The 23,693-nt window shown below is 59.1% G+C and carries 23 protein-coding genes and 1 pseudogene; 11 read left to right on the forward strand and 13 right to left on the reverse strand.

Features of this window, described 5'->3' with window-relative positions; translation table 11 throughout:
• Positions 1 to 822: 822 nt before the first annotated feature.
• The gene (locus tag IGS58_RS11095) at positions 823 to 2,244 is read left to right on the forward strand and encodes a serine hydrolase (protein WP_230521382.1); all 1,422 of its coding nucleotides are present in this window, start codon (positions 823 to 825) and stop codon (positions 2,242 to 2,244) included.
• Between the two features lie 254 nt (positions 2,245 to 2,498).
• Here the strand turns inward: IGS58_RS11095 and IGS58_RS11100 are convergent, their stop codons facing one another.
• Positions 2,499 to 4,157, reverse strand: a complete 1,659-nt coding sequence (locus IGS58_RS11100) for a glycoside hydrolase family 13 protein (RefSeq protein WP_329957983.1) — start codon at positions 4,155 to 4,157, stop codon at positions 2,499 to 2,501.
• Between the two features lie 486 nt (positions 4,158 to 4,643).
• Between IGS58_RS11100 and IGS58_RS11105 the strand changes: the two genes are divergently transcribed.
• From IGS58_RS11105 to IGS58_RS11135, 8 genes and pseudogenes are all read left to right on the forward strand, one after another.
• On the forward strand, positions 4,644 to 5,060 hold the full coding sequence (locus tag IGS58_RS11105) for a PAAR domain-containing protein (RefSeq protein ID WP_070256890.1): 417 nt from the start codon (positions 4,644 to 4,646) through the stop codon (positions 5,058 to 5,060).
• Positions 5,061 to 5,062: 2 nt separating this feature from the next.
• Positions 5,063 to 5,569, forward strand: coding sequence for a DUF4123 domain-containing protein (locus tag IGS58_RS11110; protein ID WP_070256893.1), 507 nt, complete (start codon positions 5,063 to 5,065; stop codon positions 5,567 to 5,569).
• On the forward strand, positions 5,553 to 5,900 hold the full coding sequence (locus tag IGS58_RS11115) for a hypothetical protein (protein ID WP_070256895.1): 348 nt from the start codon (positions 5,553 to 5,555) through the stop codon (positions 5,898 to 5,900). The genes IGS58_RS11110 and IGS58_RS11115 overlap by 17 nt, the downstream gene beginning before the upstream one ends.
• On the forward strand, positions 5,900 to 6,484 hold the full coding sequence (locus IGS58_RS11120; protein WP_070256897.1) for a Tox-REase-5 domain-containing protein: 585 nt from the start codon (positions 5,900 to 5,902) through the stop codon (positions 6,482 to 6,484). The genes IGS58_RS11115 and IGS58_RS11120 overlap by 1 nt, the downstream gene beginning before the upstream one ends.
• Before the next feature lie 34 nt (positions 6,485 to 6,518).
• Positions 6,519 to 7,217, forward strand: a complete 699-nt coding sequence (locus tag IGS58_RS29180) for an immunity 52 family protein (protein ID WP_167468669.1) — start codon at positions 6,519 to 6,521, stop codon at positions 7,215 to 7,217.
• Between the two features lie 537 nt (positions 7,218 to 7,754).
• Positions 7,755 to 8,468: an immunity 52 family protein gene (locus tag IGS58_RS11130; protein WP_230521383.1), complete on the forward strand. Its 714-nt coding sequence runs from the start codon at positions 7,755 to 7,757 to the stop codon at positions 8,466 to 8,468.
• Positions 8,455 to 8,639: pseudogene (locus tag IGS58_RS29235) on the forward strand (hypothetical protein); the annotation flags it as partial. The gene IGS58_RS11130 and the pseudogene IGS58_RS29235, both read left to right, overlap by 14 nt.
• 290 nt (positions 8,640 to 8,929) lie before the next feature.
• A complete protein-coding gene (locus tag IGS58_RS11135; RefSeq protein WP_230521384.1) occupies positions 8,930 to 9,598 on the forward strand; it encodes a LysR substrate-binding domain-containing protein in 669 nt (222 codons plus the stop codon).
• Positions 9,599 to 10,026: 428 nt separating this feature from the next.
• Here the strand turns inward: IGS58_RS11135 and IGS58_RS11140 are convergent, their stop codons facing one another.
• Positions 10,027 to 11,250: an FAD-dependent monooxygenase gene (locus tag IGS58_RS11140; protein WP_230521385.1), complete on the reverse strand. Its 1,224-nt coding sequence runs from the start codon at positions 11,248 to 11,250 to the stop codon at positions 10,027 to 10,029.
• A 137-nt stretch (positions 11,251 to 11,387) separates the two neighbouring features.
• On the opposite strand from IGS58_RS11140, the gene IGS58_RS11145 reads away from it, so the two are divergent.
• Positions 11,388 to 12,305 (forward strand): LysR family transcriptional regulator, encoded by a 918-nt coding sequence (locus tag IGS58_RS11145; RefSeq protein WP_230521386.1) that lies wholly within the window; start codon positions 11,388 to 11,390, stop codon positions 12,303 to 12,305.
• Between the two features lie 83 nt (positions 12,306 to 12,388).
• Here IGS58_RS11145 and IGS58_RS11150 read toward each other — a convergent pair whose 3' ends face one another.
• From IGS58_RS11150 to IGS58_RS11160, 3 genes are all read right to left on the reverse strand, one after another.
• A complete protein-coding gene (locus IGS58_RS11150) occupies positions 12,389 to 12,658 on the reverse strand; it encodes a hypothetical protein (protein WP_230521387.1) in 270 nt (89 codons plus the stop codon).
• Positions 12,659 to 12,896: 238 nt separating this feature from the next.
• The gene (locus tag IGS58_RS11155) at positions 12,897 to 13,358 is read right to left on the reverse strand and encodes a hypothetical protein (RefSeq protein ID WP_230521388.1); all 462 of its coding nucleotides are present in this window, start codon (positions 13,356 to 13,358) and stop codon (positions 12,897 to 12,899) included.
• Positions 13,359 to 13,766: 408 nt separating this feature from the next.
• A complete protein-coding gene (locus IGS58_RS11160) occupies positions 13,767 to 15,239 on the reverse strand; it encodes a hypothetical protein (RefSeq protein WP_230521389.1) in 1,473 nt (490 codons plus the stop codon).
• A gap of 135 nt (positions 15,240 to 15,374) precedes the next feature.
• Here IGS58_RS11160 and yddG point away from each other — a divergent pair, with 135 nt between their 5' ends.
• Positions 15,375 to 16,280: an aromatic amino acid DMT transporter YddG gene (yddG, locus tag IGS58_RS11165; protein ID WP_230521390.1), complete on the forward strand. Its 906-nt coding sequence runs from the start codon at positions 15,375 to 15,377 to the stop codon at positions 16,278 to 16,280.
• Between the two features lie 59 nt (positions 16,281 to 16,339).
• Here the strand turns inward: yddG and IGS58_RS11170 are convergent, their stop codons facing one another.
• The 8 genes from IGS58_RS11170 to IGS58_RS11205 all read right to left on the reverse strand — a co-directional run bounded on the left by IGS58_RS11170 (position 16,340) and on the right by IGS58_RS11205 (position 23,692).
• A complete protein-coding gene (locus IGS58_RS11170; RefSeq protein ID WP_230521391.1) occupies positions 16,340 to 16,627 on the reverse strand; it encodes a hypothetical protein in 288 nt (95 codons plus the stop codon).
• Between the two features lie 65 nt (positions 16,628 to 16,692).
• Positions 16,693 to 18,054 carry a Vps62-related protein gene (locus tag IGS58_RS11175; RefSeq protein ID WP_071653683.1) on the reverse strand — a complete coding sequence of 454 codons (1,362 nt, stop codon included), beginning with the start codon at positions 18,052 to 18,054 and terminating at the stop codon, positions 16,693 to 16,695.
• A gap of 104 nt (positions 18,055 to 18,158) precedes the next feature.
• On the reverse strand, positions 18,159 to 19,202 hold the full coding sequence (locus IGS58_RS11180) for a helix-turn-helix domain-containing protein (RefSeq protein ID WP_230521392.1): 1,044 nt from the start codon (positions 19,200 to 19,202) through the stop codon (positions 18,159 to 18,161).
• Positions 19,203 to 19,243: 41 nt separating this feature from the next.
• Positions 19,244 to 19,417 carry a hypothetical protein gene (locus IGS58_RS11185; protein ID WP_167468667.1) on the reverse strand — a complete coding sequence of 58 codons (174 nt, stop codon included), beginning with the start codon at positions 19,415 to 19,417 and terminating at the stop codon, positions 19,244 to 19,246.
• Between the two features lie 20 nt (positions 19,418 to 19,437).
• Positions 19,438 to 20,601, reverse strand: a complete 1,164-nt coding sequence (locus IGS58_RS11190; protein ID WP_442908362.1) for an MFS transporter — start codon at positions 20,599 to 20,601, stop codon at positions 19,438 to 19,440.
• Between the two features lie 91 nt (positions 20,602 to 20,692).
• Positions 20,693 to 21,274 carry a violacein biosynthesis enzyme VioE gene (gene vioE / locus IGS58_RS11195; protein WP_211550034.1) on the reverse strand — a complete coding sequence of 194 codons (582 nt, stop codon included), beginning with the start codon at positions 21,272 to 21,274 and terminating at the stop codon, positions 20,693 to 20,695.
• A gap of 10 nt (positions 21,275 to 21,284) precedes the next feature.
• Positions 21,285 to 22,403 (reverse strand): tryptophan hydroxylase, encoded by a 1,119-nt coding sequence (locus IGS58_RS11200; RefSeq protein ID WP_230521394.1) that lies wholly within the window; start codon positions 22,401 to 22,403, stop codon positions 21,285 to 21,287.
• Positions 22,403 to 23,692: an FAD-dependent oxidoreductase gene (locus IGS58_RS11205; protein ID WP_070256920.1), complete on the reverse strand. Its 1,290-nt coding sequence runs from the start codon at positions 23,690 to 23,692 to the stop codon at positions 22,403 to 22,405. Before IGS58_RS11205 ends, IGS58_RS11200 begins: the two co-directional genes overlap by 1 nt.
• Position 23,693: the final 1 nt, after the last annotated feature.

Here is a 23,693-nt window from a genome sequence, read left to right on the forward strand (position 1 = left end):
AGGTCGGTCTGGCCTGGCGATCTTAGGCGCCCAAGATTTAAGATTTATTTAAGCCGCAACCAGTATCCATGGCGATAGCTCAAAAGGCAACCGAGGTCCAGATGCCTGCAGTGTTAGTCCTTGGCCACGTGGTATCAAGAAGTGTCACCCGCTCTTTGCCGTTGAGGCAGCACGGCGTCGCCTATTCTAGGCAGGTGAGGAGGGGGCGCAAATTCAATTCGACAAACATTCCACCAAAATGATATTATTCGGCCGCGCTTAGCGCAGTTTTCCCCTATGAAGAAGACGAATTGGACCCTCGCATTCACACTGCAGGGGTCGCAAGTTCGAAACTTGCACTTCCCACCAAATTTTTAGTTTGTATTCAATGAGTTAGGATTTTTCATCCTGCAAAAATACGAACTTGGGGCAAACTTGGGGCAATGGGATTTTTATTCCACCGCCTAGCCTCAACGATACGGCCGCTTTCTGCGGCCGTTTTCATATCCAGCTATATTTAATTGTGTCTCGGGAATTCATCCGCCCGCAGCGGGTTCGTCTGCGCGTACAGGCGCAGTAGCCGTTCCCTGCGTCCATGGTCCAGGCTTGCGGCGATCCACTTGCCCTAGGTGCACCATCATGGTCGTGTCCGCATGGCCCATTTGCGTGGCGACATACAGCGGCAGCGCTCCGAGCATGAGCAGGTTGGAGGCGAAGGTGTAGCGTGTCTGGTAGCTTTGCATACCTGCGCAGGTATGCATATCAAACCAAACGGGAGGAACTTTACAGCGAAATTACGGCAATATACTCATGCGCCCGGTGGGTGGTTAGATGGAGAACAACATGTTTCGAGTTTTGCTTGCCTGCCTCTTGATGGTCGGTACCGTTGCAAAGGCGGACAATATTGAGCGCGACCTCGATGCCATCGTACAAAGCTACGGTAAGGTCGGCATATTCGCCGGCACGGTGCTGGTGGCGCGTGACGGCAAGACCGTCTACGAAGCGGCCGTGGGCCTGGCCAATCGCGAGACCAATGTGCCAAACCGTGCCAACACGCGCTTTAACATTGGCTCCATCGGCAAGACCTTCACTGCGGTGTCCATCTTGCAGCTGGCCGAAGCAGGCAAGCTCAAATTAAGCGACCCGATTTCGCGCTTCCTTCCTGACATCCCTTACGCGGAGAAGGACACCATCACCGTCGCCCACTTGCTGAACCACTCGGCCGGCACCGGCAACTACATGGCGCACAAGGACTTCGCCGCGAACATGGCCAAGCTGCGCACCATTGACGCCTTCCTGCCCCTGATTTACGACCAGCCCCCCAGCTTTGCGGCCGGCAGCCGCTTCCAGTATTCGAATTCGGGCATGGTGCTGCTCGGCGCCGTCGTCGAAAAAGCCAGCGGCCAGTCCTACCGCAACTACCTGCGCGACCATATCTTCAAGCCTGCCGTCATGACTGACAGTTCGCTCACTCTCGAAGACGAGCCACTGCCTAACCGCTCGATCGGTTATACCCGCAACGGCGACGGCAGCATAAGCTCCAACGTGAGGTCAGTCCCCCCGCCGTCCTCCGATGGCGGCATGCGCACGACCACGCGCGATATGCTGCGCTACGATCAGGCGCTCAAGCGAACGGTGTTGTTGTCCGAAGCGAGCAAGGCGGCCATGTGGACCCCGGTGGGGCCGGACAAGGACTATGCCTTCGGCTGGGAGCGCAAGAGCGCTTTCGGCGACACCGTCATCGGCCATAATGGCGGTGCGCCCGGCATCAATGCAGTGTTCCGCCGCTACCAGGGCAGCGGCTATACGGTCATCGTCCTTTCCAACACGGGTATGGGAGCAAGCGACGTTGCCGAAAAGATCGAGGCACGCCTGTACGGCAAACCGGTGCAACTGGCCGTGCAGGCCGATTCCGACATGATGCTAGCTCTCGATCTGGTGATGCGCGGCGACCTGCGCGGCGCCGCCAAGCTGTATGATCGCAATCCGAGCCACGCACCGTCGGTGTACCAGGCTGCAAGGACCCGCATCGACGGCGGCTATGAGGCCACCGAGGCTATAGCATTGCTGGACCGCTACCTGCGCTTCGACGCCGCAGTCCAGGTGGCGCCTCCCGCTGCTGCCTGGTGGCGCAAAGGCGTGGCCTACGAGCAGCTGGGCGACAAGGCTAAAGCGCGCGCGAGCTATATGCAGTCGCTGGCGCTTGATCCCGCGTTTGACAAGGCCAAGCAGGCGCTGGCGAAGCTCGATACGCCAAAGACCTGATGCTATGCGTTTAGGTTAGAGTGTTGCGACCACCGATTGAATCCGCAGGCGAAAGCGGATGTACACGGCAGGCAGTGAGAGGATTGCGACCGTGCTTTCAGCAACGTTGCCACTTTGGCTGCGGTAGTGCCGACCGATATGTTCGGGGCCATTCTCGCGGCTCACCTTCTTGTCCATCTAGCATGGTCAAAGGAGGGCGCCTGTTGATGGTAATCAGGCGATCGTGTGACTCGATATGATTGCACAACAACGCTTTACCCGCGCCCCGCCTCACACTCGTACGCGATAGCAAACGATTCGTATGGCTGCAGGCTGAGGTGGTCGGTCCAGCTGTCACGCTGGGCATAGTTGCTGATCAAGCCTTGCCCGACTATGCCGTGCAGCATTGCCGGCAGATCCAGTTCGACGTGTTCGCCGGAGAAGTTGTTGACGACAACCAACTGCTGGCTACCCAGGCTGCGCCGGTAGGCGAATACCTGCGGGTGCTGCTCCAGCAACGGTAGGTATTTTCCGTAAACCATGACGTCCCAGTGCTTGCGCAGTTCGATCAGCTTCTGGTAGTGGAAGAAGACCGAATCGGGTTGTTCCAGCGCGGCCGCGACGTTGATCTCGGGGTAGTTTGGATTCAGCTTTAGCCAGGGCGTGCCAGTACTGAAGCCGGCGTTGTGTGTGCTGTTCCACTGCATGGGGGTGCGTGCATTGTCCCGCCCGTTGGCGTGGATGCCGGCCATCATCGTCTCCGGCGACACGCCGGCGGCCGTGCGTTCGTGGTAGAGGTTGAGCGATTCGATGTCGCGATAGTCGTCGATGGAATCGAAACGTACATTGGTCATGCCTATTTCCTCGCCTTGATAGACATAGGGCGTACCCTTGAGAAAATGTAGCGCGGTGGCCAGCATCTTGGCCGACTCGACCCGGTAACGGCCTGGGTCGCCGTATTTGGATACGGCGCGCGGCAGGTCGTGGTTATTCCAGAACAGCGAGTTCCAGCCGGTATCGGCCAGCTCGGTCTGCCACTTGCTGATGATTTGCTTGAATTCGATCAGATCGAACGGCTGCGGCTTCCACTTCCCCTCCTTGGTATCGTGGGTCATGGTGATGTGCTCAAACTGGAAGACCATCGACAGCTCCTGACGCGCCGGGTCGGAATACAGCTTGGCGGTCTCCGGGGTGGCGCTCCACGTCTCGCCCACCGACAATACATCACGTGCCGCCAAGGTCGCTTGGTGCATTTGCTGCAGCAGCGGGTGCAGTTGTGCGCCGTTGGCGATAATCTGCTGGTCGACCTGTTTGCCGATGAGATCGATCACATCCATGCGGAAGCCGCCGATGCCCTTGTCCAACCACCAGTTCATCATGTGATGCACCTCTGCCTGCACCTGGGGATTTTCCCAGTTCAGGTCCGGCTGTCGTTTCGAGAACAGATGGAAGTAATATTCACCGCTGGCGGCGTCGTATTCCCATGCACTCCCGCCAAAATACGAACGTTGCTGGTCCGGCGGGGAGCCATCGGCGCCTGCATTGCGCCAGATGTAGTAGTCACGGTAGGGGCTATCCTTGGATTTCTTCGCCTCGACGAACCAAGCATGCTCGTCAGAGGTGTGGTTGACCACAAGATCCATCAAAATACGGATGTCGCGCTTGGCCGCCTCTGCGATCAACAGCTCCATCTCGGCCAATGTGCCGAATTCAGCGGCGATATCCTGATAGTCGGAGATGTCATAACCGTTATCGTCCATCGGCGACCGGTACACTGGCGACAGCCAGATCAGGTTGATTCCCAGATGTTGCAGGTAGTCCAGTCTGCCGATGATGCCGGCCAGATCACCGACCCCATCGTGATTGCTGTCTTGAAAACTACGTGGGTAGATCTGATACACGACGGCGTTATGCCACCATTTCTTATCCAACATGATTATCTTTCTCGCTTATTGATTGGCGGGGTAATCTCCCCATTTTTAGAGCGCTCTAAAAGTAGAGGTTAAGCGGCCATGGCAAGCTTCCGTTTTGGCGTGATACCATCAGGTGCCATATCGCGTTAGCCGTGATGGTAATTCCAACGCCAGCATGCAAAATCGTCGATCCCATTTCGCGCCTCAAGTAGATGAGGGGTAGGCTGTCGAAGCCAATTGTGTCGTTATACCGCTCAGTAGCAGGCATTCTGCCGTGGTTGCTCGATCGAAAATAATACCATTTACCATCCGTTATGCTGGGGAAGGTCCAAGTCAACCTTTTACATCGGCATCAGAGTCCCAATTCGCATTTAGAACAAAGAAAAGTTCATTGCGCTCCGATCCAACCGCATTATTATTCATTTTGAATCGTGCTTAGCTGACGTATCTGAAAAATATGCTATAAATGCAACTTATTGCGTTGCAGCACCCATTCAGGAGCATCATTTGAGCAGACCTTTCATTGTCATGGGCGACAAGACCAGTCATGGCGGCACGGTCATCAGCGCCGATTTCACCTGTGACATCAATGGCAAGAATATAGCGCGCGTCGGCGACATGACGGTGTGCCCCAAATGCAAGGGCACGTTCCCCATCACATCTGGAACGGCCGACGTCGTGGACGGCACTGGCAATGGCTATGCGCGTCACATGGATTCGACCGCTTGCGGTGCAAAACTGATTTCCGGCCAAATCACGACGATCTGGTTGGACCAGTCCAGCGTGGGCGACCCGGCTGATGTCGACGACAATGACGTGATGGAAACCGCCGGCAGCATCGCCGCAAATACCGACTCCGGCATTTGCCTCGAATGCTTGCTTTCCGCTGCCGCCGCTGGCACGACCACCGTTATCAGGGAGTGACAATGTTGATTGACGTCCTGGAACGCCTGAAGCAACTTCAGCAACATCACTCGGCGCTGTGCTTATACGCACTGGTCGACGGTGTTCAATATGAGACACACCGCCAAACGCGCATGACGCAGGATGGGACGCGCTACCCGCTATTTACCGGCACACCCGACGCTGCGCTCGCGCATGCAGGCCCCTGGTTGGTCGACGTGGCGGGAGCAGCGCCTTCGTTTCTTGAAGACGTGGCCGCACTGGAGCAAGAAACACCTTCCGTTACCTGGCTGTTCGCCGTGCACGACCTTGGTGGCCTGGCGCAGTTGCTGCAACTACACTTGGAAATACGGCTACCAGATGGCCGCGCAGCGCTGCTGCGCTTTTGGGATCCACGCGTGTTGGTGAAGCTGGCACAAATACTTGAGCCGGCACAGCGGGAGGCGATGTTTGGCCACATTCATGAATGGCACTTGCTGCTCGACGGCAAGCGGGCAATCATAGGGAGGCACGATGCTGACGTTCAGTGAGGAGCAATGGCGTGCAGTGCAAACCGGCGACATGAGCGATTTCGTCATCGCAGTGGCGGACCAATTTTTGGCCAAGCGTGCCGACATGGCAATCCAGCCAGGCCGGGCGGCCGTGATCGAGCGCATGCTGGCGGCGTACACCTACGCCATTCGAATCGGTTTCAGGTCCACGCCGCATATCGTACATCTGATGTATCTGGCGGCCGACGCGCCTGGGATTCATGACGACCCGCTGGTTGATGCCTACCTGCGCAAGCCTGGCGCCACGCCGGAACAGAGGTTCGACGAACTGATCGCGGTGATGGATAAAAAACTGGAAGGAGAGCACTAATGGGTGCGCTACCGATATTGGTAATACCAGCAGTCGTGGAAAAAATTTTGTTAGCCTTGGGTATCGCTGCGGGAGCAGTGCTCACGGACGAAGCCTTGCGCAAACGAAAAAAAGAGGCAGAAGACGCAAAAGACGCCCGCGTCACCCCCCTCGCGCGTGCCGAGACGCGAAGCGATACCAAAGAAAGATGCCGGTGCCCGCCAGACAAGGGTACGCTTATGGCTGTTCCACACAGCATGTCGCCAGCAGCACGCGATTACCAAGCCCGGATTACTGGCTTCCTGATTGGGATGGAATGGGTGTTTGAAGGAAAGGACTTTGACGGCTTCCAATCCCGCTTGTGCCTGTTGCAGGAAGCAAAAGCGGATTATGACCAGTTTTTTAAGTCAAACGGTGAGTTTAAATACGATTTTCAAGAACAAATATTCGAGAATATGGCATTGAAGCAGGCCGCGGCTCAGTCCAACATTGTCAAGAATAACCCGCCAGCTTCGCTGTCATGGTACTTCCAAACGCCACTCGCTTATAAGCACATGCGCCCCCAGTTAACTGAGCTGGGTATTGCCACTTTTTACATTCCATAACATGATAATAAAATCTTTATTTAAACGTGATACTGTGAACCCATCCATTGCGTTCCGACCTGCCGTCAAAAAAATCGCAATGGTAGCCCGTTTCTTGCAGAAAACCGAGGCGCTTGGAAAGAACTGGTTTTTGTCGCAGGATACTAAAGAGAAGTCGTTTCTGTATCCGGTTTTCGACGCTTCGGGAGAGCTCACCACAGCGGCCGAAGCCGTACTTGAGACGCAGTTCAAGGGTGAGAAATTCCGATTTCTCAGCGCCTGGAATGGCGAACTCGGAGAGGGTGAGGGCGCGACTATGGCGCTTGGGTTTAGCGACAGTGACTGGCCCGCTTGGTCGTTTAAGATCAGCTACAAAGGCGTCGGGGCGAAACGGCTTGGCATACATGGAGTGAAAGAGCTACTGTCCATTATCGCGGGTTCTCTGCGGCCGGTATTGATCACAGTTGCACGTAACGATTATTTTGAAAAACAAGTCTTCAAAGATCGTCCAGGTGTTGGCTGGATGTTGTACCTGCCGCGTGTACTGACGACTCAGCAAGTGCCAGAAGCCCGTGCCTTGGTACCCGTCATGGCGACGGGCGAGCAAGGTAAAGACAAGCAGATCGGCACCATCATCGTAAGTGTCAACGACGAGCCTTTCAATGATGAGAATCCTGAGCACGTCAAGATCGCCAATGCCATTGAAATTCGTCTGGTCGATCAGGACTTGCTGCCTCGCTATGTCGATATTTGACGAAGGATAACTCACTTCGATGGTACGAAAATATCCTGCCATGCAGGGGATAATCACTGTTCGACAACAAGGTCAAGTCAAGTGGCCTTTGGTACATCGTCCTAATCTGCAGTAACTGCACGCTGACCGGATTTGATACGGCCTTAGTAAGAGACGGGCACGCCGCCTACTTCGACGCTTCGACCGTCCCCTCTCTGGAACTATGGGTGCGACCAGCTTTACGCTGGTCACTCCCCGCCGACCGATCACATCGTCACGCATTAACACGGGTACGCCGAGGCGCCCTTGCTCGTAAAGACGGCGTCAGCTGAACACCTGGTTGGCATTGAAACCGTGTTCGCGGGCGGTGCGAGCTACCGAGGCGCACGGTAGCAGCGGCAGCGCCACCAATGCGCGTTTGAACTCCAAGGAATGCTGGCGATAGTGGGCGATGCCACCGGTTCAACTCCGCTGGTACTTCATGCAATCTAAAAGTTATCGGTTTTTCTCAAAAGCACTCATGACCATGCGGCTTCCAATCGAAACGGTATTCAATCCATGAAACGTCCCTACGAATTTACCACCATATTCCGTCATGCCAGCGCGCTTGAGATCAAGACGATGCTGGATGAACTGCATGGGCTCGTGCCTGAGCTTCTTGCTTGTTCACCGATATTGGATGGATGGCTTCTCAAAGGCAACACAAAAGCAGAAGCGCTCCTTTACAAAGTCTTTGGGCCTGCTGGCCCGACCACAGCAGCAATTGCAGTGCTGGCTGAGTCCTTGAAGCACGATGTGGACCCGCGTATCGTCAGCATGTGGAATGGCCGCGACGGCAGCGAAGGTGCGTCTGTTCAGTACGTTGGCCGACCGATACCGGAAACAAGTATGGTGGTACTGCGTGCAAAGCCTGGCGCCTTCGCAAAAGATTGGCAACTCGTCACAAGCCTAATTCACAAGTCCATAGTACTCTGGCATCCCACCCTCGTGACGATTGAATCGGCCGGCTACTTTGACAAAAAGGTTTTCAAAGACCGCCCAGGAATCGGCTGGATGTTGTACCTGCCTCGGGTACTCACTGTTCAGCAAGTACCCGAGGCTCGCGCGCTAGTGCCGGTTCTGGGAGCCGACAAGAAGCAGATTGGCACAATCATCGTCAGTGTCACCGACGCGCCATTCTCGGACGAGAATCCCGAGCACGTCAAGATCGCCAACTCCATCGAAATCCGATTAGTCGATCAAGACTTGCTGCCCCGATATGCGGACTTTTGAACGACATCAACCTTCTTGCGGTATCGCGGAAGGTTCTAATGAGATTACTACTGCAGGCATTGACCTAGCAAAGAACGTTTTTCAGGTGCATGGCGTAGATGCTCAGGGTAAAGCCGTGCTGCGCAAAATTTGGATCGATCGGAGATGACGGAATACTTTGTCGATCTACCGCCAACGCATCAAGTCAAAGTCGGCGCCCCGCAAAACCTCAGCTATAACGTTGCAAGGTGTTGAGCCATGGAAGAGATCCTACCGGAGCCCGCCAAAGCCGGATTGGCTTTTGCTAGCGCGCGGTAGGAGTCTCTGCGGGGCAGGGGAGATAGACCCAACCCCGATCACATTGGTGGATCAGGTAGCCACGCGATTGCACACCAGGAATCTGGCAGAACACCCAGGACCTAACACGATCCATCGGTTTCTCATCTTTCAAGGACTATGGGGCAGGAGAATCTAAGCTACTGGTGGCAATTCAAGCGCGACGGCGTGATGCAGTCGGACAACGCGATGCGCAACTGAGCCTGCCGCTGGTCAGCGGATTGATGTGGCCAGTGTTGTCGGCCTTTGCCAGCCACTATCCGCAGATCGAACTCGACCTGGATTTCAGCTACCGGCTGGTGGACGTCGTGGACGAAGGTTTCGATGCGGTAGTGCGCACGGGAGACTTGAGCGATTCCCGCCTGATGAGCAAGCGCCTGGGGGTCAGCTGCTTTGTCTGCGTGGGTGCGCCACGCTATTTTGAGCGATACGGTACGCCCGAACGGCCCGAGGACATCGCCCGGCACGCTTGCCTGCTGCATCGCATCCCAAGCACCGGCCTGCTGGAAAAATGGTGCCTGCGGCGCGGCGACGAGGACGTCGACATGCGCCCCGCGGCAAGCATGACGAGCAATCACCTCGAGACCCTGCGGCATATGGCCATCCAGGGCCACGGCATTGCCTACCTGCCGGATTTCGCCGTCAGGCCGGCCCTGGATCGCGGAGAGCTGGTGACGGTGCTGGACGAATGGGCCGGTTCGTCCAGTACCTTTTGGCTATTGTGGCCGTCTAATCGGCAAGTGTTGCCCAGAGTCCGGGCGTTCGTTGATTTCATGGCTGAACATCTGTTTCCGGTGGGATCTTCAGATGATTGAAAGACCGCCTTGCCGCCCGGTCTCCCACGACAGGCCACCGCCGCGTACCGTGGCGGCGATCTTGCGCCTCTTTAGGGCTGCTGCATGAAGAAGATCCTTCATGCAACAGTAGAGCGCCTTGCATGCGCTACTGGTGGCGATTCAAAGGCCGGCTTTTGCTAAAACGCGGCAGGAGTCTCAGCAGGGCAGGGGAGATAGACAGGCCAGACCCGATCTCGTCGTTGGATCAGGCAGCTACGAGATCGCACACCGGCGCCTGGCAAGACCCCAGACCCTAACACGATCATCGGCTCTTCTTCTTTCGACAACCATGCATCAGGAGAGTCTAAGCTACTGATGGCGATTCAGTCCGAAAATGCCAGGCTCGCTCAATAGTGAGGCGTCTCGCGGCCGGAGACGCTATGCGGTGTCTACGTTGGCATAGTCTTTCAGAGACGGTACAGACTGCCGGAGCCAACGCTGTCCACCGGCGTGCCATCCGTGCAGCCGGCCATTGGCAAACCCTGCGCCCATCCTGCTGCCAAGGCATGCACGTCACGCAAGGGATCGGACGCCTTGGCGCGATCATTGCGAATGCGGCAGGTTTCAGGATCAGTGGCAAACAGACCGCGCGCGAAAACGCGACCCTGCTCGGCCAGCTTCGCGGTCTTCGGCCCGCGGATCTCCGCGAAGCGCAGCAAGGCTTCATCTAGGCAGCCGTCCGTCCCAACCAGACACCGCGCCAGATGCCAGGCGTCTTCCAGCGCCTGACAGGCGCCCTGGCCAGATGTCGGCAACGGCGCGTGCGCCGCATCCCCCACGAGCAGTACATTGGCCCGGCTCCACGCGTGCAGCGGCTCCAAGTCGTGCACGGCAATCAGTCGGATGGCATGCGCCGGTGTCGCCTGGATGATGCGGGTGACTGGCTCCGGCCATCCCGCGAACAGATCCTCAATCTCCTTACGCATAACCGCTGCGGGCGTCGCCCCCGGCAATGGCCGTGCCTGCGCCGCCGCCCAGTAGGCCAAATCCGGCCGGACCGCCACGCAACCGAAGCGATCACCCGAACCCCAATAATCCTGAATCGCGATATCGTCCACCAAGGCACTCTTTCCCTGCGCCACACCCACCCAGTTCACGAAGCCTTGATAAATTGGCGTGTTGTCCCCCGCGATGAACCGGCGTGCCACCGAGTCTATGCGGCCATCGGCGCCGATCAGCAGATCCGGACGAATGCTTACCCCGTTTTCGAACCGCGCCACGGCTTTGCCGCTAGCATCGAGGTCGATCGCCACCGCCCGATGCCCGAATTCTACCGGTATCCCGGCCTGTGCCGCATGATCCAGCAGTACCGCCTGCAAGTCCCGGCGCAAAATCGTATGGGTCGGATGTCCCATAATCTGGTCTAGCAGCGCAATATCGATGCCCCCCAAAGAATTGCCCGCGGCATCCTGGCGGTGCATGGCCACTGGCCGGCCTCCCACTGCAGCGATGTCTTGCAGCAGCCCCAGTTCCTCCAGCACAAAGCCGGCGTTGGGCCAGAGCGTAACGCCAGCCCCCATCGTCGCAGGCCCCGCCCGGCGCTCATATACGCGGGGACTGTACCCCAGCTTGCTCAAGGCAAGCGCTACGCTCAAGCCTGCAATGCCGCCGCCAAGTATTCCGATTTCCATGCTGAAGCTCTCCTATTCAACCCGTCCCGACGCGCCGCCGACGGCGATACATCGGACGAGACGGCATCTTAAATTCCGCCACTGTGGAGTACTAGTATGTGAAAATGGGCAGCTTTCATACCTTAATCGGGATAATCATGCGCAATGCCCTCGACCTGAATACCGTCCGTGTCTACGTGGCGGTCGTCGATGAACAAAGCTTTGCCGGCGCGGCACGCCTGCTGACCCTGCCATCTTCTAACGTCAGCCGCCACGTCGCCTCGCTGGAACGCATGCTGGGCGTCCGCCTGCTGGAACGCAGCACTCGCCATCTGCGCATGACGGAAGCTGGCAGGCTACTCTACGAACGCGCAAAACCCTTGCTCGACGCCTTACTCTCCACCGAGGAAGAGCTTGGCGCAGTGCAGCGTGAACTGCGCGGCACCCTAAGGATGTGCATGCCAGGCGAAGCGCCAAGGCTGCTAGCTCCTATCCTGGCCGAATTCTGCAGCCTCCATCCCGGCGTCGAGCTGGAATGCGATACGCGCCTGACCGGTCTCGAAGCTCTCCGGGAAGACATGGACCTGTCCATCGTCTTCCATCGTGGGCGCCAGGACGACAGTACCTTCATCACCCGCGAACTCGCTACGCTGCCCAGCATCGTGGTTGCGGCGCCGGCCCTGCTAGCCAAAACTGGGATACCGCGCCAAGTGCGCGAACTTAGGTCATTGCCTTGCATTACCACCTTGAGTGCGTTAAAGGGTCAGCCCTGGCAGTTTCTCGACGCCACAGGCGAAATCGTGAAGGTATCCGTGCGTAGCCGCTATCGCGTTAACAGCGGAGAACTGGCATTGGCGGGCGCGCGGCAAGGCATCGGCTTTGCGATAGTGGCGGCCTATCCATGCCAGGAAGATCTTGCCGCGGGCCGATTGCAGGAAGTACCGCTGGACCTGTGCCCTGCGCCGCTGCAATTGCTTGGCGTGTACAGCCATCGTCATTCCGTGACTGCGCGGGTTCGGGCTTTACTGGAATTGATACAGGTGCGGTTGGAAGGAGTCGGGAGCGGCTCAAGATGAAAATCGCATTGAAGAACGCGGCCGCATAGCCGAATGTCTGCTCTGCAACCCGAAGCGGTCATGGAATTACCGAAGTAGGCGGATCAATGAATTGAATTCACAGCGTCTTGGATATCGTTGATCAACAAGGCGAGATCGGGATTGTCGCCGTACATGTCGAGTTCGCGAGTGGCAATCAATCCCATGGACAGCGGCCCTGGCGCTGGGTCGGAAGGACCTCCAGACACAAATCCCTCACTCCAACCTAGTTGTCGTAGGATAGATTGCCCAGGTGGCCAGCCTTTCGCTGCCAGAGGCTGAATCTGCTGAATAGCTGATTGAATCTTCCGCAAGAGCATTATTTTATCTTCCATTTTTTCTTGCTCGCACGAGTGACCGCTTATGGCCTATTGTGTTGAAAAACGCGGGTACGTTGACGTTACGATAGAAATCCTGCCCGCCTAGACTAGCCAGAACTGCCGCTGTTGAACGATCAGCGATTGCCTGAAGGTCTGAGACCTCCAGAAATTGTTGCCGTTTGACTTCTTCAACACAATAGCTCCAAAGCAGACCTTTTTGCCATTGATTACCACGTAGGAAACAGCATGTACGTCATACCTTCACGTCATGGTACGCAGCCCCTGGCCAGCTGGCCAGCTGGCCAGCGCCGAAGGTGTTCAGGATATCTGACGGCACAAAGCGCATTTTATTGAGGCGCTCGCGCAAGAGAGCGAGCGGATGCCGGCCCAGTGTCAGGCCGACATGCCGGTAGTCCGCCACGATGCCATCGGCTTCCGTGGGCGGCGCCAGCTCCCGCACGGGTTCGGCAATGGTCGTCGCGTGTATCCAATCCCGCTCCGGCACGCTCGCCGCGGCATCCCACATGGCCATGCGCCGGTTGCCCGTCAGCGTTACCAGGGCATTGGCCGACGCCAAGGCCTTCATGTCCCCCGCATCGCGCGTGTTTTTGAAGGGGGCTGCAGCGCGGGCTTCCTCGATGCGCCAGGCCGCCTCTTTCACCATCCCGTTGATATTATTCAAACCAAGGCGTACCGCCAGTCTGCCGTCCGCCATCGGCTCCAGGCATGCTTCCCATCCGCTCGTACAGACATCGACGGACCTTACCTCGACGTCATGCCGGCGCGCCATCTTGCACCAGAGAGTAGCGGCTATGAAAAACCATGGGCTGGCTGTTGATCAGGGCGGCCAGGAACTCGGCGGGATGATGGCGTATGGGAAAAGATGACTGTTCAGGGGGCGGCCGGCATCGTCAGGATGCGCCTCCCGGCATCAAGCCACACTGCGGCAATTTCTTGCGTATGCTAAGTAGGGCGTAATAAATTATTGTCATTTCTGACTTCCATAACCGGCGCTCTGCGGTGTTGCCCGCTGCTAGCAGTGCTTGCACTGCGTCGCAGCGGGCGCCTTGCAGAGCATCCGGTTCTGTTCGTCATAACTTCACAATAATTTCCCACGACCTACTTAATTGCCCACCGCCCGATCCGGGATGATCCATTGGAAATCCGTGAGGGTGAACGGTGCCAGACAGGAGCTCCTGGGGTTGAGCGAGGCGCGCAGGTTCGGGCATTGTGGATTTTGATAGCTGGCCACGCCCGGTGTCATGGCTTTAAAGCTGCTGGGCCAGCCCGCGTTGGCGTGGCAGGTGTAGCAGCTGGTGCCGACGGGGTGCGTCACCAGTTCGATGTACGGGTTGGTGGCGACGGGAAGCAGTGCCGGATTGCCTTTTTCCGGGATGCCGTAGGCTTCCGTCAGCAGATAGTGTTTCCATGGCCCCGTAGCCTGGATGTCGGCCGGGCGGTTGGCGGCGTATGGCATGCTGTCGGGGCGGTCCGACCACCACACGCTTTGCAGGCTCCAGCTGGGAATTTCCTTGGTATTGATGTGCATGGCGACGGTGACCAGGTAGTCGCCTGCGCCGAATGGCTGGCCGTTCAGCCAGTAGCTGGCGGCGTTGATGATGGCCTTGTCGGCATCGTCGAAACTGGCCCAGTCGGCGTCGCTTACCTTGTGGTGGTAGAAGTCCTGCAAGCCGTACACCTTGGCCAGTTTGGTGATGCTTGGCCATGGCGTCGTGCCGCCGTGCTTGTACACGCCATGCAGGTAGCTGACCTTCGCCATCTGGCCGACTTGCTTGCCGTCCGGGTCGATGGCAACGGCGGTATGCCACTGTTCGTAGCCCGCATAACCGGTATATTTGGCGTTGAAGTCGTCGTGCCACACGGGCAAGGCGGTCAGGCCCTTGGCTTTCACTGGCCAATACATGTGTTTGGTCACGACATAGCTGGCTGGCGCATTCAGGTTATGCACGCGCTTGGCAGGGTCGTCCTTGCTGTACAGTGCGTCCAGGGTGCTTTTCTTGTAGACGGGCTGTTTGGGATCGCGGATGAAATCGAGCGCTTCTTTGCTCAGCGATTCCGTCGCGATCATGATATCGCCGTTGAACGCGAAGTGGATGCCATCGAGGATGCCGCTGACTTTGCCATCCTTTGCGTACGTGATGGCGCGCGGATAGGCCTTGATGACCTGTTCCGGAATCGGGTAGCTTGGCGTGTTTTTCAGGTTGACGGGAGTCAAGGTGCTTGCGCCCAGGCGGCCCATGTGGCGCTTGGATGGCTTCGCGCCCGCCGTGTCGGTTGCCGCCGTGGCGGTCAATGCCGCGGTGTCGGCAAACGCGTCAGTGCCGTTGGGCCAGGTGTACCAGACTGGCCAGTCCAGGCCAGAGGCCGGTTGCATGATGCCCGCCCACAAACGCCACCCGTGCGCGCGCACGACGGCGTTGTCGCCAGTCTTTACGGCCGTCTGCAGCGCGCGGGTTTCCGCCGGTTCCAGATAGCCATAGCCCTTGGGGAAGGGCTGGTAGGCTGGCGTGCCGGCGGCTGCGGTGGCGCAGAACAACACGGTGAGGCTGGCGGACACTAACTTGGGAACGGACATGAATGCACCTGTTTAAGTTTAGTTATTAAAAGACATAGTATCGACAAATAATTGATGGAATCTCAACAATTGTCACCGGAATTGCCTTCGCGAACGACACCGGGCGTTTGATTGCATCACCTGAATGACATGAACATGAAAAATACCAACAAGGCCACCCTGACCGGGCTGGGCGCCATTCTGCTGTGGAGCTCGATTATCGGGCTGATCCGCAGCGTCACCGACCTGCTGGGACCCACGGGCGGGGCGGCGATGATGTACAGCGTGGCCTCGGTGTTTCTGCTGCTGTCCGTGGGCTACACGCGGCCGGGCGAATTTCCACGCCGCTATCTGGTCTGGGGCAGCCTGCTGTTCGTCACCTATGAACTGTGCCTGGCGCTGTCGATAGGTTATGCTGGCACGGCGCGACAGGCCATCGAGGTTGGCATGGTGAACTATTTGTGGCCAACCTTCACCATCGTCGCGGCCATCGTGTTCAATGGACAGAAGAGCAATTTCCTCATCGTGCCGGGTTTCCTGCTGTCCGTCGCCGGCATCTGCTGGGTACTGGGCGGCGAACAGGGCTTCGACCTGGCCGGCACCGTGGCCAACGTGCGCGGCAACCCGCTCAGCTATGGCCTGGCCTTTGCCGGCGCGCTGATATGGGCCGCATATTGCACCGTGACGGCGCGCATCGCGCAGGGCAAGAATGGCGTGACGCTGTTCTTTATCCTCGTTTCCATCAGCTTGTGGATCAAATACCTGCTGCAAGGTGGCGGCCCCATGGCGTTTACTTCCGAGGCCGTCATCTACCTGCTGCTGGCCGCCGGCGCCATGGGTTTTGGCTACGGCGCCTGGAACGTGGGCATTTTGCACGGCAACGTCACGATCCTGGCCGGCGCCTCGTATTTCATCCCCGTGCTGTCCGCCGCGCTGTCGTCGCTGCTGCTGCGCACGCCGCTGTCACTGGCCTTCTGGCAAGGCTCGGCGATGGTGTGCGGCGGCGCCATCCTGTGCTGGCTGGCGACTCGGGCGGGGCGCATAAGACCAGTCAGCAACTAGAACGGCGCAATACACGCGGCCAGGTTGCCCGCCAGGCAGGACAGGCTCAGGCATCGTCGTCAGAAAGTCCTGCAGCCCGGACCGGGAGCGAGTCCCCACGACTTGCCGAAGCTGCCCCGCCTGCACGCTTCAATCGTGAAATTGGGCCTGGATTTGCCGCTGCATTGCCGCGCGGACCAGCAAGGGGCGTGGCCTACCTGGTCCGCGGCGGCATCCTTCTCTGCCTTGGCGGTGGCCGGGCCGGCCGCCGCATTTTCCTTGGGTGTTTCCTTGTCCTGCCTGGCGGCACCCGCCATCGATACGGCCGAAATCAAGGCGACAAGGCAAAACAGACGTTGCAGTTTCATATGAACCTCCTGGTTGGATGAGAAATGTCAAACACACTGTTGTACTGCTGGGAAAGAAAGGCGATTCAATTTTTCATGGCTTCCGGCGGGCTCGCCTTGTCCGGTGGGGGAATGTTGGTCCGGTCCTGATTCCGGTAGGCGATCGGCCTGATCTGTGTCCCATCCGAGCGCGTCACCACCAGGTCGGTCAGCAATTGCCATTGCCATACACGCGCTGTCTCCTTGAAGATCAGCTGTTCCGAGTATTCGACGCTGGTCTCTTCCGTGCGGCCGCTCAGCTGCGTCAATGAAAACGTGTTGGTCATGGAGAGGGATGCCGAGGCGCTGGGACCTTCGAACACGGCACCGACCTCGACATTCGTGGTGATCGACGTCGACCGCTCGAAGGTCGTGGATTCTTCTTTCGTCACGCCCACGCGGTAGGTTGTCGTCGTGGTGCCGCCCCCGGTCGGCGATAAAACGTTGTAGCAAAAATAGTAAGGCTGGGCGGCGATGAAGTAGAAGGGCGACGTGTAAGGCTGGTCGGGTACGTTGCTGGCATCACCGGGGATGGCGGTAAACGGCACGATCACGACAGGGCTCAAGCCGGCCTTCAGCTTGTGGTTGACCACAATTGCCGGGTCCAGCTCCGGCTTTTGCGGGGCGGGAAAATCAAATGGCTCCACGTCGAGGCAGGCCATGGGCAGGCGCAGGTAAAATGCCGGCAAGCTGCCATAGGTATACGCCAGCGGCGACAACAGGACGTATCCATCCTGAACATCCTTCCATTTGTCCGGCCGTGCCTTCGGCGCTTCCACGCTGCCGCTGCCTTGCCATCCGTGTTCCTGCCATACCCGGATCTTGTCGACGGACATACACAGGTCTTTTCTTACGCACCAATACTTGCTTATGTCCGGCTCCCTGGGGTTAAAGCAGATGCCAAGCGCGTAATAGCCATCCGGCGCAATGGGTTGCCAGTAGCAGATGTCCCTGGGGTTTTTGGAGCCCCTGTCATTGACCAGAAAACGGAACCCCGTCGGATGCGCCAATGCGGGACCGAGGGCGGACGGCGTTGCTTCCGGGCACGGTGACAGGTAAAACATGGGAGACGCCCGGGGCGGCTGATACGGCGGAGCCAGTCTGGTGGATACCGCAATATCGCCGACAGGCAGGCAATTCGCATCGCGCTGCCCGCTGCCCGTGAACTGGTAAAGGCCGATCCACGGCATGTTATTCAGATCGGGGGGGAACTTGCTCAGGTCCAGTTGGCTCCAGACTTCGGTGAACTCCTCCGGCTTGCCTAAAGTCAAGCAAATTTCACCGTAGCGCACCGCCGTCCTTGTCCAGTCACTGGCGCGTACCGCCTTGACGATGGCGGCGTTCGCCTTTTCATTGTATGGCGCCAGAGCGAGGGTGGCGTCGCTGGCATCGTTGTTGTCGTTAAGCATGGGCGCTGAACTCCGTCGAGAGTAGGAACCGGCCCCGCAACTGTCGCGGGCGTGTAGGGAGCTTGATTCTCCCTCCCTGGTTCACGCCGACTTGACACCCTGTTTCACTTTTTCAAAATATTATTTTGAGGAAATATCATTCCGAACTGTTCACGGTAGTCGCGCGGCGACATGCCATACGCGCGGCTGAATGCGCGTGAGAAATCGGAGGCGCTGTTGAATCCCAGTCCCAGTCCGATCTGCGTCACGGCAAGATGGCGCATGCTGGTCAGTTCATGTGCCGCGTCGCGCAGGCGGCAATGGCGGATGTAGGCGGCCAGGCCTCCCTGGGATTCAAACAGGCGGTAGATGGTCGATCGGGCGACGGGGAATGCCCGCATCACGCCGTCCGGCGTCAGGTGTTCCTCGTGCAGGTTCGCCTGGATATAGTGTTCGATCTGTCCCTGCAGCGCAGCGCGGGCGGCAGCGCGCCCATGCTCTTCCAGGCGCTGCTGCTTGGCAAATGCTGCAATGATCAGGCGGGCGCAGGTGCGTATCGTCTGCTCTTGCTGGTCTGCCGGCAGCGCTGGCAGGCGCTGGCACAGGATCTTCAGGTAACCCGGCAGCATGCGCGTCAGCGGCGTGGTATAGCCGACGATGCGGCCGTGGATGGCATCGGCATCGGGCAGGTGCGCGCTGACCGCGGCACGGGGCAGGAAGAAGGCCAGTACATGCGCCCGCGTCGGCCGCGCCATGCTCATGGGCTGATTCATGTCCAGGGCCAGTATGCCTGGCGTGTATTGCAGCGCTTTAGCGCTGGGGCGTGCCGTGCTGGTCTCGATAATGCCCTGCACGGCGATGTGAAAGACGAAATCGCGCATGCTGTCGGTAGAGATGCGCTGATTGCTGCGTAGCTGGGTCACCGCATCCGTGCGGCTATCCAGATACGCCATGTCCGGCAGCAGGTAAGTGTCGAGTTCTGCGTGAAATCCATTGTCCAACTGCTGGCGCCGTACCTGCAAGTCAAGAAACCGGCCCAGATAATCGCGCCAGGCCAGCAGCTGCAGTTCCTTGTGCTCGCTGGCGACGCTGAAATGCTGCCGCGTCAGCCCGCTGACGGGGGGCGTGCGGGCATGCCTGATGTCACGCGCGGCAAGCAGGTCGCGCATCGCCGTGGAATATTCCTGGCCCAATGGTGGTCGCTCCAGTGCTAGAGGGTAGCTGTTGCCGGCAGCTTGTCCGCCAGCGGCATGATCTTGCCGGGATTGGGCGTGGCCGTCAAGACAGGTTGCCGTCCGCTCAGGAACGAAACGATGACGCAGCAGCATCCCGCGATGGAAACAAGGCGTTCCGCATCGGGGCTGGGCTGACGGGCGGTTGGCAATGCCAGCCGCCCGTCAGCCGCTAATGCGACAACACCGAATCGCGCGACCTGTGCCCGAGGTAGGGCAGCAAGCTGATGAGGCCAAGCACGGCCAGTGCGACACCGACCCACAGCGGGGAGCGCAAGCCGTAGCCGGCGGCGATGCCGAGGCCGCCGAGCCAGGAACCGGCGCCCAGGCCGATGTTGATGACGGACGTGTGCACCGTGTTGACCAGCGGCCCCGGATGGGCCGTTTTCATCACGCGGGCGATGATGGCGGGATTCATCGACATGCCGACCAGGCCCGTGACGACCAGCAAGGCGACGCTGATGGTTTTGTCGTGCGCAAAGACGGCGAACAGCGCCAGGCTGATGCTCAGGATGACCATGCCCCACACCATGATGACGGTGGTGTAGCGGTCCGCATAACGGCCGACCACGCCATTGCCCACCACGTTGGCGACGCCGTAGATGCCCAGCAGCCAGGGGATTGAAGATGCTGGAAAACCGGTAATTTCCGTCAGGATGGTCGCGAAATAGCTGAACGCCGCGAAAATCGCGCCGATGATGAGGCCGCTGCTGGCGTACGCTGCCCACAGGTGGCGGTTGCGGAACTCCCCCAGTTCATTGCCGAGGCTGACGACTTCGGATGGCTTGGCGCGCGGCACCAGCATGGTGATGAGCGCCAGGCACAATAGCGCCAGCAGCACCACCAGCCAGAAGCTGGCGCGCCACCCCAGGTGCTGGTCGATGAGCGTGGCGACCGGCACGCCCACCACCGAAGCGAGCATGAGGCCGCCGATCACGACGGCGGCGGCGCGTCCGCGCGCGTTGGGAGCGACGATTTCGGCACAGATCGCCAGGGACAGGCCAAAGCAGGTGGCGGCGGCCACGCCCGTGACCACCCGCGCGATGGCCAGGATGTCATAGCTGGTGGCGGACGCGGCAACGGATTGGGCAAGGACATAAAAGCCAAGCAGCCACAGCAGTCCCTTCTTGTTCGGTACGCGCAGCTTGAGCAGGACAATGGTGCTCAGCGGTCCGCCGATGACCATGCCCATGGCGTAGAGCGAGATCAGATAGCCGATCCGTGTCACCGGTTCGTCCATGGCCAGGGCCAGCGACGGCATCATACCCGCCACCATGAATTCGGATGTCGTTAACGAAAAGATCGTCAACCCCAAAATGTAAACAACCAGCGGCATATCAATATCCTTCGAGAGTAATAACAAAAACACTTGCCAGGCGTGGCGCGCGCTCCGGCCGCATGCGGCCCTTGCGCGCGCCACGGCCCGGTCAGGTGTTGCAAGACGTAAAGACGCTGTCCGGAATGTCGCCGACAAACAGGTTGGGAAAGTCGCGTACCGACAGGTGCTGCGGGTCATTGCCGGTGACCATGCGCAGCAGGCGGTTGCCACCGGCCTCCAGGTAAAAGAGCGATGGCGGCTTGCCCGCCCGCTCGACTACCCAGGCGTCCGCCTCCCGGCCCAGCACGGTGTGGCGGCCGTCGTGACGGGCACCGCCGTCCAGCAGCACCGCCTGCGGCAGGAACAGCTCATGGAACGGGGTCACCTCATCGGCCAGCGCCGTGCCCTGCAGCTGCTCGCCAGCCGCCTCCGCTTGCCTTGCGTAGGCCACTTTCTGCTTGCGGCTTTGTTCGCGCCTGGCGTCGCCGATTTCCGACATCCACAGCAGGTGTCCATGTTCCTTTTCCGACCAGGGGTTGAACAGGCCGTCGATGCGGCAGATATTGCGCGCATAGTCGAACCAGCAATAGCCGGAGGTGACCTGGTCATCCGCCTGCATCGGCGTCCAGTAGGAAACATAGGCGCTGCTCCATTGCATCGGCAGCAGCGGCGGGGAGACGTGTGTCGGCATGGTATCTCCCTTAGCGGCCCAGCGCGTAGCCGAGGCTGGCCATCAGCGCTTCTTGTAGCGACGGCAAGTCCTTGCGGCGGGCGTCGAAGCTGGCGGTCAGCTCTTCATTGCTCAGTTCGATACGTTCGCCCACGCTTTCAAACCACAGGCGGCTGCTGTTGGCGTGCTCCTTGAACAATTGCACCAGGGGCACGGCACGCGCATTGAAACTGTCCAGTGCGGCGGCCTTGCCGTCTTCGGTATTGAGGATTTTGACCAGCAGCAGGGCGACCACCACCGCCATGGTGGTGCCATGGCCGATGGAAAAATGCCCCGATTGCAGCGCATCGCCGAGCAGGACGAACTTGCCGTCGCAGGCCTGGTCGTGGCTGAGGGTCATGAAGTTGCGCCAGCCCTGGCCCGGTTGGCTCTGCAGTCCATGCTCGCCGAGTTCGGCCTTGAACGTTTTGGCGATGTACGCGGCGGCATCGCGCTCGGACAGCGCCTCCAGCCCGGCCTTGGCGTAGGTCTCTTCGCTGCATTCGACGATAAAGGTGCTCATCGTGTCCGAGTATTTGTAGGCATGGCCGATGAAAATGCCGTGCTCATTGCTGCGGAACACCAGGTTCATCTGGTCGAACAGCTGGGTGGTGCCGTACCAGATGTATTTGTTGCGGCCGAAATCGATGTGCGGCGCCAGTGCTGGCGGCAATTCCAGCGATTTGTAATTGACGCCATTCGATACCACCACCAGGTCGTACTCGGCTTCCAGCTGCGCCTTGTCCGCCGGCGGCGTTTCGTAACGGATGGCGATGCCGGCCGCCACGCACTTGGCGCGCAGTGCCTGCACCAGGGCCTGGCGTCCGACGCCGCACAGGGTAACGCCGGTGCTCATCAGGTTGGGCTGGTCGTGATGCACGAGCTTGAATTCTTCCAGGAACTGCGGATTGAGCCGTTCAGGCTGCTCCAGGTAGGAGAGCGGATTGGCGGGATGGCGCGGCGGCCGCCCCGGCAGCACCACGCCCCAGCCCAGCACTTCTTCCGGGGTGTTTTTTTCCGTAATGCTGATATCCCAGCTGGGCTGGGCCTGTTTCATTTGACTGGCAAAGAGCAGTCCTGCGGGGCCTGCGCCGATGACGAGAATTTTCATTAATTTACCCTTCCAAGTTTGTACCAAACGTTTTGTTTCTTCTGGATTTGCTGCAATTCATCGTAAGGAACCGATGTGAAGTACAGTTTCTCCGCCATGTCTGGCGGATAAACACGGGGGAATTTCTTGTGCATGTAGCGCGTGTAGCGCGTCTGCAGGAAGAAAATCAGGTTCGGATTGCTCAGCGCCTCATAGTTGGCGATCGCCATGTCCTGCATGGCGTCCGCCTGCACCTTGCGCTGCTGCGTGAATTCGGACAGGGCAGGGCCCAGGGCATTGCCGTGCTTTTCCAGCAGGGAAACGAAGACGTGAACGTCTTCCAGCGCCATGTTCATGCCTTGTCCGAGGAACGGGGCGGTGGCATGCGCCGCATCGCCGATCAGCAGGATATTGGCCTTGTAGTGGAAGGTGCTGGAACGGACATTGATGAGGTCGTTGCTGGGCAGCGCCATGAACTGGTCCAGCATTTCCTTGCGACGGTCCGGCGGCAGGGTGCCGAAGTAGCGGCTGAAGAAGTCGGCCATGGCTTCGCGGTTGAGCGTGCCCAGGCTGGGCGTGCCGGTGTAGGGCAGGCACAGGGCAAAGCTGATGCTGCCGTCCGGGATGGTGGCCGCGCGGCCGGCAAACAGTCCCTTGGAATCCATGCCGAAGAAGTACAGCAAATCCTTCCTGAAACCCAGATCCGCCGCGTTCGGCAACACCAGCGTCTTGTAGCCGTGGCGGAAGTAACTTTGCCTGAACTCGAAACGGCGCATGCCGCTTTGCATGGCGCGCCGCACGGCAGAGTGGGCGCCGTCGGCGCCAATGACCAGGTCGCCATGCAGCTTCTGCAAGGCGCCGTCCGGGCCCTGGATCAGCACGATCTTTCTTTCCAGGTCGACATCCAGGCATTTATGCTCAAAGTAATACTTCACCTCGTGCAGGGCGGCATGCCGGTTCAGCAGGCGCTGGAAGGCGGTGCGGTCCAGCGACAGGGGGAACAGGCCTTCGAGCGGGGTCAGCTCGCGTATCCGGTGCCGGCCGCCCACGCTGAATGCCATGCCGACGATGGGTTCGCCGCACTGGTCGAGCTCCTGCTTGCTGATGCCGGCGGCCAGGACGGCCTTGATGCCGCGTACCGTCATGCTCACGCCGATGGCGCGCGAGTTGACGGGGTCGGCGTTTGCGGCATTCTCCAGCAGCGGATCGCCGCGCTTTTCGACAACGTGGACATCGTGCCCCCGTTGCGCCAGATAAATGGCGCTGAGGCTGCCTGCCAGGCCTCCGCCGACGATAATGATTTTATGCATT

This window comes from Janthinobacterium sp. EB271-G4-7A (assembly GCF_020858075.1).
Taxonomy (GTDB): Bacteria; Pseudomonadota; Gammaproteobacteria; order Burkholderiales; family Burkholderiaceae_D; genus Janthinobacterium; species Janthinobacterium lividum.